Source organism: Microbacterium sp. F2 (assembly GCF_052274505.1).
In the GTDB taxonomy this organism is placed as follows: domain Bacteria; phylum Actinomycetota; class Actinomycetes; order Actinomycetales; family Microbacteriaceae; genus Microbacterium.
In genome coordinates this window covers 823,819-838,295 of the sequence record NZ_JBNVBV010000001.1, presented here as the reverse complement: position 1 = coordinate 838,295, position 14,477 = coordinate 823,819, and the positions used below count along the sequence as shown (strand labels likewise).

General features: G+C 66.3%; 14 protein-coding genes. All 14 read right to left on the bottom strand.

Going from position 1 to position 14,477, the window contains the following annotated elements:
* Positions 1-58: 58 nt before the first annotated feature.
* The 14 genes from gmk to aroQ all read right to left on the bottom strand — a co-directional run bounded on the left by gmk (position 59) and on the right by aroQ (position 14,475).
* Positions 59-967 carry a guanylate kinase gene (gene gmk, locus ACQVDU_RS04120; protein WP_443476291.1) on the bottom strand — a complete coding sequence of 303 codons (909 nt, stop codon included), beginning with the start codon at positions 965-967 and terminating at the stop codon, positions 59-61.
* Positions 960-1,814: an orotidine-5'-phosphate decarboxylase gene (gene pyrF, locus ACQVDU_RS04115; protein ID WP_443476290.1), complete on the bottom strand. Its 855-nt coding sequence runs from the start codon at positions 1,812-1,814 to the stop codon at positions 960-962. Before pyrF ends, gmk begins: the two co-directional genes overlap by 8 nt.
* Positions 1,811-5,098, bottom strand: a complete 3,288-nt coding sequence (gene carB, locus ACQVDU_RS04110; RefSeq protein WP_443476289.1) for a carbamoyl-phosphate synthase large subunit — start codon at positions 5,096-5,098, stop codon at positions 1,811-1,813. The genes pyrF and carB overlap by 4 nt, the downstream gene beginning before the upstream one ends.
* Positions 5,091-6,248 carry a glutamine-hydrolyzing carbamoyl-phosphate synthase small subunit gene (gene carA, locus ACQVDU_RS04105; RefSeq protein WP_443476288.1) on the bottom strand — a complete coding sequence of 386 codons (1,158 nt, stop codon included), beginning with the start codon at positions 6,246-6,248 and terminating at the stop codon, positions 5,091-5,093. The genes carB and carA overlap by 8 nt, the downstream gene beginning before the upstream one ends.
* The gene (locus tag ACQVDU_RS04100) at positions 6,245-6,766 is read right to left on the bottom strand and encodes a PH-like domain-containing protein (RefSeq protein WP_443476287.1); all 522 of its coding nucleotides are present in this window, start codon (positions 6,764-6,766) and stop codon (positions 6,245-6,247) included. The genes carA and ACQVDU_RS04100 overlap by 4 nt, the downstream gene beginning before the upstream one ends.
* Complete coding sequence (locus ACQVDU_RS04095; protein WP_300592844.1) at positions 6,763-8,073, bottom strand: dihydroorotase; 1,311 nt, start codon at positions 8,071-8,073, stop codon at positions 6,763-6,765. Before ACQVDU_RS04095 ends, ACQVDU_RS04100 begins: the two co-directional genes overlap by 4 nt.
* Positions 8,070-9,050, bottom strand: a complete 981-nt coding sequence (locus tag ACQVDU_RS04090) for an aspartate carbamoyltransferase catalytic subunit (RefSeq protein WP_300592847.1) — start codon at positions 9,048-9,050, stop codon at positions 8,070-8,072. Before ACQVDU_RS04090 ends, ACQVDU_RS04095 begins: the two co-directional genes overlap by 4 nt.
* Positions 9,047-9,577 (bottom strand): bifunctional pyr operon transcriptional regulator/uracil phosphoribosyltransferase PyrR, encoded by a 531-nt coding sequence (gene pyrR / locus ACQVDU_RS04085; protein WP_300592850.1) that lies wholly within the window; start codon positions 9,575-9,577, stop codon positions 9,047-9,049. Before pyrR ends, ACQVDU_RS04090 begins: the two co-directional genes overlap by 4 nt.
* Positions 9,578-9,648: 71 nt before the next feature.
* Positions 9,649-11,214, bottom strand: coding sequence for a Rieske 2Fe-2S domain-containing protein (locus ACQVDU_RS04080; protein ID WP_443476286.1), 1,566 nt, complete (start codon positions 11,212-11,214; stop codon positions 9,649-9,651).
* 78 nt (positions 11,215-11,292) lie between these two features.
* On the bottom strand, positions 11,293-11,727 hold the full coding sequence (nusB, locus tag ACQVDU_RS04075) for a transcription antitermination factor NusB (RefSeq protein ID WP_300592856.1): 435 nt from the start codon (positions 11,725-11,727) through the stop codon (positions 11,293-11,295).
* Positions 11,728-11,730: 3 nt separating this feature from the next.
* A complete protein-coding gene (efp, locus tag ACQVDU_RS04070; protein ID WP_300592859.1) occupies positions 11,731-12,291 on the bottom strand; it encodes an elongation factor P in 561 nt (186 codons plus the stop codon).
* Positions 12,292-12,467: 176 nt separating this feature from the next.
* On the bottom strand, positions 12,468-13,322 hold the full coding sequence (locus tag ACQVDU_RS04065; protein ID WP_300592862.1) for a 3-hydroxyacyl-CoA dehydrogenase: 855 nt from the start codon (positions 13,320-13,322) through the stop codon (positions 12,468-12,470).
* Positions 13,319-13,975, bottom strand: a complete 657-nt coding sequence (locus ACQVDU_RS04060; protein WP_443476285.1) for a TetR/AcrR family transcriptional regulator — start codon at positions 13,973-13,975, stop codon at positions 13,319-13,321. The genes ACQVDU_RS04065 and ACQVDU_RS04060 overlap by 4 nt, the downstream gene beginning before the upstream one ends.
* A 44-nt stretch (positions 13,976-14,019) precedes the next feature.
* Entirely contained in the window at positions 14,020-14,475 is a 456-nt protein-coding gene (gene aroQ / locus ACQVDU_RS04055) for a type II 3-dehydroquinate dehydratase (protein ID WP_300592868.1), read from the bottom strand.
* Between the last annotated feature and the right edge of the window lie 2 nt (positions 14,476-14,477).

Here is a 14,477-nt window from a genome sequence, read left to right as displayed (position 1 = left end):
CGGAATCCCTTCGCTGGCGACGGATGTCGGTGAGAGGTCTGTGGCGCCGCAGTCGCGCTCAGCGCGCGGGCGCATTCATCAATTCTACGACCTCGCGCGCCGCAACGGCGACGTCGGCGTTCACGACGCGGTAATCGAACTCATCCTGGGCCGCCAACTCGACGCGCGCTGTGCGGAGGCGTCGCGCCCGTTCTTCCGTGTCCTCGGTGCCGCGTCCGACCAATCGGCTGACCAACTCGTCCCAGCTGGGTGGGAGCAGGAACACCAGCGTTGCGTCAGGTTGGGCCGCACGCACCTGCCGTGCGCCCTGCAGATCGATCTCGAGCAGCACCGCCTGACCGCGATCGAGCGCGGCGCGGATCGGTGCGCGCGGAGTGCCGTAGCGGTACGCGTTGTGGACCGTTGCCCACTCGAGAAGCTCGCCATCTGCGATGAGCCGATCGAACTCCGCATCGTCGACGAAGTAGTAGTGCTCGCCATCGCGCTCCCCCGGCCGAGCCGGTCGGGTCGTCGCCGAAATGGAGAGGTGGATCTCGGGGTGGTGAGCCCGGATGTGCTGCGCCACGGTCCCTTTGCCGACCGCCGTAGGCCCCGCGAGCACTACCAGGGCAGACCGGTCAGCGCGTGGTTGCGGCTCGGGCAGGCGCTCATCGAGGAAGGCTCGCAACGCCTGCTGCTGCCTACGGCCGAGACCGCCGAGGCGCTTCACCGGCGAGATCTGCAGATTCTCGAGGATTCTGTCCCGCTTGCCGACGCCGATCGCGGGGATCGCGGTGAGGAACTCGGTGACCCGCATCGCACCGGCAGGTGAATCCGGCGCGGCGAGCGCGCGGCGCAGCAGCTCCTGCGGGCTGATCACGCGGGTCGCGACATCCTGCTTCAGAGAGGCACGCTCCCGCCTGGCGGCGACGGCCCGACGGGATGCTGCGAGGCGGTCGACTTCGGGAGGGGCGGGGCGCTCAGTCATGGCTGGTCCGCGGGTACAGCGCAGCGCGCTCCTCGATACGCGAGGCGAGGCGGTCGGGGCCGACGGCGAGGATGCTTCTGCTCTCTGATGCGATGACATTGGCTGCCACGTATCCGAACAGGCGCTGCAGATCGGCCGGTTGCGCGCCCTGCGCACCGAAGCCAGGCGCCAGGATCGGGGTGCCGGCAAGGATGACGTCGGTGAGTCCGAACGCAGCGCGGTCGACGGTTGCCCCGACCACGAGTCCCGCCGAACCGAGCGCCCCCGGCAGGCCGATGTTGAGGGACCCGATCTCGCGCGCAACCCGCGCCGCGACGCGCTCGTCATCGGGACCCGAGTGATCGCTCGTGAGTGCAGTCTGTACCGGCCTGCCTTCGGGATTGCTCGTCGCTGCGAGAACGAAGACCCCCTTCTCTCGGCGGATCGCGGTCGTGACGGTGGCATAAAGCGAGTCGGGGCCGAGGTACGGGCTCAGTGTCACGGCGTCAGCCTCGAGCGGCGAGCCGGGTTCGAGCCACGCCGCGGCGTAGCCGTCCATCGTGGTTCCGATGTCGCCGCGCTTGGCGTCTGCAATGACGATCAGCCCCGCCGCACGCGCAGCGGCCATAACGTCTTCAAGTGCCGCGAACCCTGCCGAGCCGTAGCGCTCGAAGAACGCAACCTGAGGCTTGACGATGCCGACTCGACCCGCGCACGCCTCCACCACACGGAGTCCGAACTGCCGGGCTCCCTGGGCGCTGGAGTCCAATCCCCAGGAATCGAGCAGACTCCCGTGAGGGTCGATACCCACGCACAGCGGGCCAGACTGACCGAGCGTCTCCCACAGGCGTGAACCGAACGACCTCACGCGCGTGCAGCCCTTTCGCGGGCGTAGTCCTGCAGACTTTTGACCTCGAAACCCTCGCGGAGCACGGGGAATGCGCTGACTGCGGCGCCGAGGACTGCCATCGTCGTGAACAGGGCCTTGTCGCCGGCCACAGCAGCGGCGCGGATCTCGTATCCGTCGGCTCGGGCCATCCCGCCGCTCGGGGTGTTCACCACGATGTCAATGCGTCCCTCATTGATGAGGTCGACGACGTTGGTCTCACCCGACGCTTGCGTCGCGGAGTACTTGTTGACGACCTCGACGGCGATTCCGTTGCGGGCAAGGATCTCGGCAGTACCCTCCGTGGCAAGCAGCTCGAACCCGAGTTCCTGCAGCCGGTGGGCCGGCAGGATGACCGCGCGCTTGTCAGCATCCGATACCGAAATGAAGACCGTTCCCTCCAGCGGCAGCCCGCCGTATGCGGCGGCCTGGCTCTTCGCAAAGGCCGTGGGGAAGTCGCGGTCGATCCCCATGACTTCACCCGTGGATCGCATCTCAGGCCCAAGGACGGAGTCGACGATTTGCCCGTCCTTGGTCCGGAACCGCTTGAAGGGCAGAACGGCTTCCTTGACGGCGACCGGGGCGTCAAGCGGAACGCGCGAGCCATCGGATGCCGGCAGGAGGCCTTCAGCGATGAGATCAGCGATCGTGGAGCCTGCCATGATCCGGCTGGCCGCCTTGGCAAGCGGAATTCCCAGCGCCTTGGACACGAACGGAACGGTGCGGCTGGCCCGTGGGTTGGCCTCGATGACGTAGAGCACGCCCGCGCTGATCGCGAACTGAACGTTCAGGAGCCCTCGGACCCCGACGCCCGCCGCAATGGCGAGAGTTGCTTCGCGAACGCGATCGATCTCGGTCCGTCCGAGCGAAACGGGTGGCAGCGTGCAGCTCGAGTCACCGGAGTGGATGCCGGCCTCCTCGAGGTGTTCCATCACGCCGCCGATGTAAAGCTGGTGACCGTCGTAGAGCGCGTCGACATCGATCTCGATCGCGTCGTCGAGGAACCGGTCGACCAGGAGCGGCATCCCGGGGCCGATGATCGCTTGGTCGGCAACGCGAACGAAGTAGTCGCGCAGGCTCGCCGTGTCGTAGACGATCTCCATGCCGCGTCCACCAAGAACGAAGCTCGGACGGACAAGCACCGGGTACCCGATGTCTTCGGCCACGGCAACGGCGCCGTCGACGTCAACCGCGGTGCCGTGGCGTGGCGCGACGAGTCCCGCGTCGGCGAGGATGCCGCTGAACAGGCTCCGCTCTTCGGCGAGATCGATCGCCGTGGGGCTCGTGCCGAGGATCGTGTAGCCGGCGGCTTCGATCCCCTTCGCAAGTCCCAACGGTGTCTGTCCGCCCAGCTGGCAGACGACGCCGAGGATCGTTCCCGAGCGCGCCTCGGCGTGCAGCACTTCGAGGACGTCTTCGAGCGTGAGGGGCTCGAAATAGAGCCGGTCAGAGGTGTCGTAGTCGGTGGACACGGTCTCGGGGTTGCAGTTGACCATGATCGTCTCGAAGCCCGCGTCGCTCAAGGCGAACGAGGCGTGCACGCACGAGTAGTCGAACTCGACACCCTGACCGATGCGGTTCGGTCCCGATCCGATGATCACGACCTTGGTGCGCTCGGAGGGCATGACCTCTGTCTCGGCGTCATAGCTGGAGTAGTGGTACGGGGTCAGAGCGGGGAACTCACCAGCGCAGGTGTCCACGGTCTTGTACACGGGGCGGATGTCGAGGCCGTGTCGGATGCCGCGGGCTTCGGTCTCGGTGATCCCGCGCAGCTCGGCGATCTGCGCGTCACTGAAGCCGTGCTCCTTGGCGATGCGCAGCGTTTCGGCATTCAGCTCCCCCGCCGCGGCGATGAAGGCCGCGACCTCATTGATGAGCACGATCTGGTCGAGGAACCACGGATCCATCGCGGTAGCCTCGAACGCTTGCTCGACTGTCGCGCCCTTACGCAGGGCCTGTTGGAGGACGACGATCCGGCCGTCGGTCGGCGTGCGCGCGATCTCGAGCAACTCCTCGACACTGCGCTCCTCGGGCCCCCAGTGGAAGCTCGAGCCCCGCTTCTCGAGCGACCGCAGCGCCTTCTGCAGCGCCGTCGCGTAATTGCGGCCGATCGCCATCGCTTCGCCGACCGACTTCATGGTCGTGGTGAGCGTCGTGTCGGCGGCCGGGAACTTCTCGAAGTTGAAGCGCGGAACCTTCACGACGACGTAGTCGAGCGTAGGCTCGAAGCTTGCCGGTGTGACCTTGGTGATGTCGTTAGGGATCTCATCGAGTCGGTACCCGATGGCGAGCTTCGCGGCGATCTTCGCGATCGGGAAGCCGGTGGCCTTCGACGCCAGCGCCGAGGAGCGAGAGACGCGCGGGTTCATCTCGATCACGATGATGCGACCGTTCGTCGGGTCGACGGCGAACTGGATGTTGCAGCCGCCCGTGTCGACACCGACGGCGCGAATGATGTCGATGCCGATGTCGCGCATCTTCTGGTACTCGCGGTCGGTCAGCGTCAGCGCCGGCGCGACGGTGATCGAGTCGCCGGTGTGGACACCGACGGGGTCGACGTTCTCGATCGAGCACACCACGACCGTGTTGTCGGCGGTGTCGCGCATCAACTCGAGCTCGTACTCCTTCCACCCGAGGATCGACTCCTCGAGCAGCACTTCGTGCGTGGGCGAATCGTGCAGGCCGGCGCCCGCGATGCGGCGCAGGTCGGCCTCGGTGTAGGCGAAACCGGAACCGAGTCCGCCCATCGTGAACGAGGGGCGCACGACGAGCGGATAGCCCAGTTCTTCGGCGCCGGCGAGAACCTCATCCATCGTGTGGCAGATGCGGCTCGCGGCGACATCCGCGCCCGCTTCGATGACCAGCTCCTTGAAGATCTGGCGGTCCTCGCCTTTGCGGATCGCGTCCACCTTCGCCCCGATGAGCTCGACGTCGTACTTCTCGAGAATGCCGCGGTCGTGCAGCGCCATCGCGGCGTTCAGAGCCGTCTGGCCACCGAGCGTCGGCAGGATCGCGTCGGGCTTCTCCTTCGCGATGATCGTCTCGATGACCTCGGGCGTGATCGGTTCGATGTACGTCGCGTCGGCGAAGTCGGGGTCGGTCATGATCGTGGCAGGGTTCGAGTTGACCAGGATCACCCGGACACCTTCGGCGCGCAGCACGCGGCAGGCTTGGGTTCCGGAGTAGTCGAACTCACAAGCCTGGCCGATGACGATCGGACCGGAGCCGATGACCAGGACGGAGCGGATGTCGTCGCGCTTAGGCATTCGCTTCTTTCGTGCTGAGGTTCGCGCGAACGAGGTCGGCGAACCGGTCGAACAGGTAGTTGGCGTCGTGGGGGCCGGCGGCAGCTTCGGGGTGGTACTGCACCGAGAAGGCCGGGATGTCGAGGGCGCGAAGCCCTTCGACGACGCGATCGTTGAGCCCGATGTGGCTCACCTCGATGCGACCGTAACCCTGGGGACTGTCGAAGGGCCCATCGAGGGGCGCATCGACCGCGAAGCCGTGATTGTGGGCTGTGATTTCGACGCGGCCGGTCTGCTTGTCGAGGACCGGCTGGTTGATGCCCCGGTGGCCGAACGGCAGCTTGTAGGTCTCCAGTCCGAGCGCGCGGCCGAGCAGCTGATTTCCGAAGCAGATGCCGAAGAACGGAACTCGATCATCGAGGACGGATCGCAGGAGCGACACGTGATCGGCTGAGGCCGACGGGTCACCCGGACCGTTCGAGTAGAAGACGCCGACCGGGTCGAGCGCCCGGATGTCGTCGATCGTCGCATCCTGCGGCAACACGTGAACGTCGAACCCGCGCGCTGCGAGGTTGTCGATCGTGGCTTTCTTGATACCGAGGTCGATGACAGCGAGCGACCCGAGCCGCTCTGCGGTTGCGGCAGTCACCTCGGGTGCGCTCACCGATACGGATGCCGACAAGTTCTGACCGGCCATCAATGGTGCGTCTCGCACCAGGCGTAGATGATCCTCGGCATCGAGGGCTGCAGCCTCTCCCGAGAAGACACCGCCCCGCATCGACCCCGCGGAACGGATGTGACGGGTCACGGCGCGGGTATCGATCCCGCTGATTCCAACGATGCCGTCGCGCTCGAGTGCCTCGTCGAGGGATTCGTCAGCACGCCAGTTCGACACCACACGTGACGGGTCGCGCACGATGTAGCCGGCGACCCAGATCCGGCGTGACTCAGGGTCTTCGTCGTTCATCCCCGTGTTGCCGATGTGAGGAGCTGTCTGCAGCACGATCTGGCCCGCGTACGACGGATCGGTGAGGGTCTCCTGGTAGCCGGTCATGCCGGTTGCGAAGACGACCTCGCCGAGGGTCATTCCCCGTGCGCCATAGGCGTGGCCGCGGAATCGAGTGCCGTCCTCGAGGACGAGCACGGCGGGATCGGTGGTGAACAAGCTCATTCGGAATCTCCGGTTGCGGTGGAGGGGTCAGGTGCAGTGGCCAGGGGCGCGAGAACGTCGGCCAGGTGCCGGGCCGAAGTCTCCCGAGGGCGCAGGTACGTGTCGACGACCACACCCGTGTCGGCGAGCCAGCTCAGACGGACGAGGCCGTCCTTCTCGACGACACGATCGATCGTGAGGGTTGCCTGGGTTACGGCGCTGATCCGGTCGGCCCCGATGGTGATGCGCGGCTGGTTGGTCAGGTCCAGCGCGACAGCGAAATCCGTCACGGTGACAGTCGCCGGTGATCGATAGCCGAGGCCCGGCGCCGCGATCCGTTCGAGCGGAGCGTCATGGACCGTGGTCGCGACGTAGAGCGCGTCGATCGTCTCGCGGAGTACGTCGGCATCGTTCAACTCGGCTGGCTGGATGAGGGGTGTCCGATCACGGCGGGCACGACGCACCCAGCCCCAGGCGGCGAGCCCCAGCAGCACGACGGCCACGGCGACCATCACCAGGACGGCGGCCTCACGGGTCATGACAGGGCTCCTGGCGTCTCGAGAAGCGCCCCGTCCGCGACAGTCACGGTGCCGCGATTGATCGTCCACCGGATTTCGCCGGGTAGTTCTTCCCCGAGGTAGGGCGAGTTTCGGCTCCGTCCTCGAAGGTCATCGACCGAGAACGTGCGGGTCGGAGCCGGGTCGTAGAGCGTGAACGACGCCGGGTTACCAGCGGCCACGGGGGTTCCGTGCCCGCTGAGGCTCCCGATCCGCGCCGGCGCTGCCGCCATCGTGCGCGCCACATCGCTCCAGGTCATGCGACCGGTCTCCACCATGGTGCTGTGCACGATGCGGAGCGCGCTCTCAAGGCCGACCATTCCGTGAGATGCAGCCTGCCACTCGCACGCCTTGGTCTCGCTCGGATGCGGCGCATGGTCGGTGGCAACGATGTCGATCGTGCCGTCGGCGAGACCCTCCCGCACGGCTTCGACGTCTTCGGTGGTGCGAAGCGGCGGGTTGACCTTGAATCGGGCGTCATACCCGCGGACCCGGTCCTCGGTGAGCAGCAGGTGGTGGGGCGTCACCTCGGCAGTCACGTCGATTCCGCGCTTCTTGGCCCAGCGGATGATGTCGACCGACCCCGCCGTCGAGAGGTGACAGACGTGCAGGCGCGACCCGACGTGCTCTGCGAGCAGCACATCACGCGCGATGATGGCCTCCTCGGCGACAGCTGGCCATCCCGCGAGGCCGAGCTCGGCCGACACGACACCCTCGTTCATCTGCGCCCCTTCGGTGAGCCGCGGATCCTGTGCGTGCTGAGCGATCACGCCACCGAAAGCCTTCACGTACTCGAGGGCGCGGCGCATGATGACGGGGTCCCAGACGCAGAACCCGTCGTCGCTGAACACACGGACCCGGGCCCGGGAGGCCGCCATTGCCCCGAGCTCGGCGAGACGCTCGCCCTTCTGCCCTACGGTGACAGCACCGATGGGCTGCAGGGTCACGTAGCCAGCGGCCGATCCGAGGGCGAGTTCCTGCTCTACCACGCCGGCGGTGTCGGCCACCGGTGAGGTGTTCGGCATCGTGAAGACGGTGGTGAATCCGCCAGCGGCTGCCGCCCGGGAGCCGGTCAGGATCGTCTCGGATGCCTCGAACCCGGGCTCGCGGAAATGGACGTGCAGGTCGACGAGCCCAGGAAGCGCGATGAGCCCTGACGCGTCGATGACGCGAGCTCCGGGCTTGTCGAGCCCGGCGCCTGTCTCCACGATCATTCCGTTGTGAACGATCAGATCCGTGCGGGTGCCGTCCGTGAGTTCAGCGCCGCGGATCAGGAGGACCTCGGTCATGCTCGTTCCTCCCCTGTCGATGTCGTCGCTGTCGTTGTCGTCGAACCCGCCAGCAGCAGGTAGAGCACCGCCATCCTGACCGACACGCCGTTGGCTACCTGTTCCAAGACTGTCGATTGCGCCGAATCGGCAGCTTCGGCGGAGATCTCGAGCCCTCGATTCATGGGGCCCGGGTGCATCACAATGCTATCGGCGCCGAGGGCTGCGAGCCGCCGTGCGTCGAAACCCCAGCGCCGCGCGTACTCCCGCTCACTGGGGAAATATGCGGCGTTCATGCGCTCCAACTGGATGCGCAGCAGCATCAGCACGTCGGGTGCGGCGGCGATCGCTTCGTCGAGGTCGTAGGTGACGTGAGCGGGCCAGGCCGACACATCCTGGGGCACAAGCGTCGGAGGGGCGACGAGTGTGACGTGCGCCCCCAGCGTGTGCAGCAGCCACATATTCGAGCGCGCCACACGGGAGTGAAGCACATCGCCGACGATCGCGACCCGAGTGCCGGCGAGATCCCGTCCGCGGCTGTCTTCGCCGTACAGACGCTTGCGCATCGTGAAGGCATCGAGCAGGGCCTGGGTGGGATGCTCGTGGGTTCCGTCGCCCGCGTTCACGACGCCCGCACTGATCCAGCCGCTCGTGGCAAGGGTGTGTGGCGCGCCGGATGCTCCGTGGCGGATGACGACGGCATCCGCGCCCATCGCCTGCAGCGTCTGCGCGGTGTCTTGCAGGGACTCGCCCTTCGAGACCGACGAGCCCTTTGCGGCGAAGTTGATGACATCAGCGGAAAGGCGCTTGGCTGCTGCCTCGAAGGAAATGCGTGTGCGAGTCGAGTCCTCGAAGAACAGGTTGACGACGGTCTTGCCGCGCAGGGTCGGAAGCTTCTTGATCTCCCGGCGCTGCGTGTCTGACATATCCTCCGCGGTGTCCAGGATCCGCAGTGCGTCGGCCCGGCTCAGGGTTGCGGTGTCGAGCAGGTTCCTCATGATCGGATGCTCACCTCGTCTTCGCCGTCGATCTCGCGCAGGCGCACGGCGACGTGCTCGGAGCGGGAGCTGGGCAGGTTCTTTCCCACGAAGTCGGGCCGGATAGGCAGCTCCCGGTGTCCGCGGTCGACGAGGATCGCGAGGCGCACGGCGGCAGGCCTGCCGATGTCTTGCAGGGCATCCAGGGATGCGCGGATACTGCGCCCTGAGAAGAGCACGTCGTCGACCAGCACAACGGTTTTGCCGTCGATGCCCGAGTCTGGGATTCGTGTGGGATGGGGCGTCCGCGTCGGATTGCGGTGCAGGTCGTCGCGGTACATCGTGACGTCGAGCGAGCCGACGGGCACCGATTGACCGGTGAAGCCGCTGATGAGCGAAGCGATGCGCTCTGCCAACGGGACGCCGCGGGTCGGGATACCGAGGAGGACGAGCTCGCCAGCGCCGCGATTGGATTCGATGATCTCGTGAGAGATTCTCGTCAGAGCGCGTGAGATGTCGGCATCCTGCATGACTGCGCGGGTGCTCATCGTCGCTCCCTTCTCCGCCTCACGGGACGGTGTTAAAGGTTGCTGTGTTTCGAGCCTACCGGAAGCGCTCGTCAGGAAGTGGCAGGCGCGTCAGCCGTCTCGGTCATTCGTTGCGACCGGATGGGATGCCCCGTCGTCGTCAGACACTTGCCGCTGCCAAGGTCCCATTTCCAGTCGTGCAGGGAGCAGGTCAGCACGCCATCTTCGATCTTGCCGGTCTTTGTGAGGTCGGCCCGCAGATGCGGGCAGCGGCGCTGCACGACCCAGTCCTCGAGTTGGACATCCTCGGTCTGGTCCGACTGCTCGGCATACCAGTTCTCCACGTACTCGATACGGTCACGGGAGAGACACTTGAGGAATGTGGTGAGGAACTCGTTGAACTTTCCGCTGCGCCCCACCGAGAACTGCATCGACAGGAAAATCGAGTTCGACCAGTCGATCTCGTGGTCGGCGATGTTGGTCGAGACGAGGTCAGCGGGAATCGTGTACCAGTAGATGCACTCCTCCCCCGCGTACTCGCGCACCTTTGCCTTCGGGAAGTCGACGACCATATCCAGGTCGCCGATGCGGAACCGCACGTTGCCGCCCACACCGTCCCGGATGATGCGTGCGCGCCGCAGGAGCGGCTCCCACCACTCTTTGATCGCCGCAAGCATCTCCGCCGGCGGGAGCACCGCCGCACGCCGCGACTCCTCGGCGCGGACCTCGTCCTGCCGACTGTCGCGCTGCTCGGCGAGGTAGGTCCACTTGTCGTGGAAGATGCGGTCGATCTCGGCATCCGTGTACAGCGTCTGCGTGATCGTCACGTCGGAGCCGGCGATGTCGACCTGCGTTCCGGGAACGAACAGGTGACCGGACTTGTCGGGTCGCTCTGCTCGCAGGTGCTCGAGGAACTCCGCCTGGTCGGTGAAGATCGAGTCGTTCTCGAGGCCCGTGCCGTTGTAGCGGAAGAGCTCCTCACGCAGGAACATCGGGGGCCCCGCCATGGGGAACACGTGCGCGGCGTCCACCTTGTCGATGTAGTACATCGCGCGCTTGTTCTGAGCCTCGCGCTTGAGTTGCGCGAAGTGCTGCTTCGAGTCCTGCGGGAGGTCGTAGACCATGGGCCACCAGATCGCACCGGAGACCTGCGTGAAATAGGCGTCCGGCCGCCCGAACGAGAGCAGCTTCTCGAGGTCCAGCGGATGCGAATCGTTCTGGTTCAGGATGCTGGCGGTGCCGTCATCCACCGACAGGGACGAATCGCCGATCGGACCGTCGGAGGGGGCCCGCAGCGGCGTGATCATGAGCGTCATCGCGCCGAACGTGAGCGGAACACCGGCCTCCGTGCGGATGATGTTCGTGTAGCCGAGGTCGATCAGGTCGCGCTCAAGGTCGTCGGTCGGATATTCCGGCAAGAGCACGGGGATGTCGCGACGGACGTAGCGGTGAAGCATCCGGGGGTCGAAGTGATCGCGATGCCGGTGCGAGATGTAGAGGAAGTCGGCGGCGCCGAAGCGCTCCCAGTCCAAGCCCCGGTTGTCGGGGAACGGGAACCATGACCCGAAGAACGACGGCCCGATGACCGGGTCGCACAGGATCGAACCTCCCGCGGTCTCGATGAACATGCCAGCATGTCCGAGTCCGGTGATGCGCATGGACGCTCCTCTCCCGAGACGAGTGTAGGCGGCACCTCCGCGGCGGCCGCGGGTTCACGCCGTGCAATTGCGGCGCGGTCAGTCGGTCTTTTCCGCGGAAGCTTCGCCCCCGCGCGCTACCCGGCCGAGCACACCGTGCACGAAGGCTCCGGAGTCGTCGGTCGAGAATTCCTTCGCGAGCTCGACAGCCTCGTCGATCGCGACAGCGGCGGGGACGCCGTCGTTGTACACGATCTCCCAGGTGCCGATCCTCAGCAGCGCGCGGTCCACGGCGGGCATCCGGGCGAGCGTCCAGCCCTTCGATGCGGCCGTGATCGCGTCGTCAATCGCAGCTGCGTTGTCGATCACGCCGTCCACGATCTCGCGGGCGTACAGCCACGACGCTTCCCGCGCGGGCTCGGAGGCGGCACGGCGGGCCTCCGCGGCGAGGGTCAGTGCGACATCCTCTCCACGGACGTCTGCCTGAAAGAGAATGTCGAGCGCGCGTTTGCGCGCTTTCGTGCGTGCGCTCACGCGTCAGTTGACCCGGCCGAGGTATTCACCCGTGCGGGTGTCGACCTTGACCTTGGTGCCGGTCTCGAGGAACAGCGGCACCTGGATCTCGTAGCCGGTCTCGACGGTGGCGGGCTTCGTGCCCGCCGACGAGCGGTCGCCCTGGAGGCCCGGCTCGGTGTATGTGATCTCGAGCACGACGGATGCCGGCAGCTCGATGTATAGCGGGTTGCCGTTGTTGAGCGCGATCTGCACCTGCTGGTTCTCCAGCAGGAAGTTCGCGGCGTCGCCGACGGTCGCGGCGCCGACCGTGATCTGGTCGTAGTCGGCGACGTCCATGAACACGAAGCCGTCACCGTCGTTGTAGAGGTAGGTGAAGTCGCGGCGGTCGACGTTCTCGGTCTCGACCTTGGCGCCCGCGTTGAACGTCTTGTCGACAACCTTGCCGGTCATCACGTTCTTCAGCTTGGTGCGCACGAATGCGCCGCCCTTGCCGGGCTTGACGTGCTGGAACTCCACGACGCTCCAGAGCTGTCCGTCGATGTTGAGGACGACGCCGTTCTTGATGTCTGCGGTGGATGCCATGAGTGTTCAGTTCCGTTCTGGGGGTTCCGAGGGGCAGCTGAACTCGTCGAGGCAGGCCCGACGCATCATTCTACGGGATCAGGGGCGGCAAACACGGGCGGGCCACCGCCGCCCACACGGGAGGAAGTCGTGTGCGGCCGGGCGACGTGCCCGGCCGCACATTTGCCGCGATGGCTTCACGCGTACTTGTAGAAGCCCTCGCCCGTGGCAATGCCGAGTTTGCCCTGATCGATGTAGGTCTCCTTCAGCCAGGTAGCGAGCTTCTCGTCGCCCGTCGAGCTGTGCGTCAGAATGTTGTACGGCGTGGTGAGTCCGATCACATCGAGAATCTGCAGCGGGCCCAAGGGGGCGCCGGTCGCGATCCGCCAGGTCTTGTCGATGTCCTCGACCGACGCGTACCCGCCGGCGGCGAGGCCCATACCGGCGTTCAGCAGGGGGACGAGAAGACTGTTCAGAACGTAGCCGGCCTTTTCCTTGTGGATCGCGATCGGCACCATGCCGATTTCCGTCGCGAACTCCTGCACGGTGGCAAAAACCGCGGGATCGGTATGCGTGGTGCCCATCACCTCGGCTGTATTGAACTTCCACACTCGGTTCGCGAAGTGCAGCGCGAGGAAGCGATCCGGCCGCCCGGTGAATTCGACCATGTCAGAAGGCAGCAACGTCGACGAGTTCGTTGCGAAGATCGTCTTCTCCGGGGCGAGCTCGCCGAGCTTGATGTACACGTCACGCTTGAGGTCAAGCACCTCGGGAACGGCCTCGATCACGAGGTCGGCCTGGGCGGCCACGCTCAGGTCGGTGGTGAGTGTCAGGCGCATCAGCGCGAGGTCGGCTTTGCCGTCTTCGGCAGCGCCGGGGACCTCGGCCCGGTAGGTCGCGGCGAGGCGGGCGAAGCGTTCTCGCGCCGCGGCCAGCGCGTCGTCGCTGATGTCATACGCCGTAACGGCGAATCCGCTGTACGCGGTCTGGAACGCGATCTGCGAACCGAGAACGCCTGTGCCGAGGACGGCGACAGTGGTGATGTCGGTCATGATTCCTTCTCTCCAGCGGGGATCGCCCGCTTGGCCGTGCGCGACATGTCGGCCGCGCGGATGGTGCGCCGGTCCCAACCGGCGACGATCTGTTCGATCTGTACCTGCAGCTGTGCGGCAGAGAGGGCGCCGCCGGTGCTCGCGCGCACCAGAACGACGTGCGCGCAGGCGAACACTGCGCGTGCCGCGCTGTGCGCGTCATCGCGAGGGTGCTCCCCCGCGAGCAGTCGCGCGATTCCCTCCTCCAGGTGCGCAACGATGGCGAGCCCCTCCGCACGATGCGGGTCTGCGGCCTCGCCGAAGATGAGCTCGCGCTGATAGGCCGCGGTATCGGCGGGGCGAGCGGCGGCGGCGGCGAGCGTCGGTGCCAGCGCCGTCCAGATTGCAGCCGTCGGGGGTGAGACGAACGCGGCCTCGGCGAGGCCGCGTTCGACGCAGGCTCTGAAGTCGGCGTTGAACACCATCAGGAGCAGTTCTGCCTTGGTTGCGGCGTAGCGGAACACCGTGCCTGCGGCGACATCAGCGTGTTCTGCGACTTGCTGCGTGGTCACTGCGGCGTAACCGTGCTGCGCGAACAGCGTGCGTGCAGCGGTGAAGATGCGCGCACGCTTCTGCAGCTTGCTGCGCTCTCGGCGGCTCTGTTCCGCAGTCATATCTGAGTACCCTCATAAATGAGTCTACTCAGTTTTCAGGTCCGTCAGCCGTCTGCGACACCAGCGATGATGTCGATCAGCAGGCCGGTCGCCCGCGCGTAGCCGGCGACCCCTTCGCCGATCACATGGACTGCGGCCACGTCGGCGACGTACGAGTGATGACGGAATTCCTCGCGCTCGTACACGTTCGAGATGTGAACCTCGGCCACAGGCAGTGCGACAGCCGCGAGTGCATCCCGTAACACGACTGACGTGTGCGTGAGGCCCCCCGGGTTGATCACGATGCCGGCGCACGTCGTGCGCGCCTGGTGGATAGCATCCAGGAGCACGCCCTCGTGGTTGCTCTGCACCGCCGTCACGGCGAAGCCACGCTGTGCTGCGGCAGCCGTTGTCATCCGCTCGACGTCCGCGAGCGTCTCACGACCGTAGACCTCGGGCTCGCGAGTGCCGAGCAGGTTGAGGTTCGGTCCGTTCACAAGCAGCAGGCGGCGGGCGGTCACGT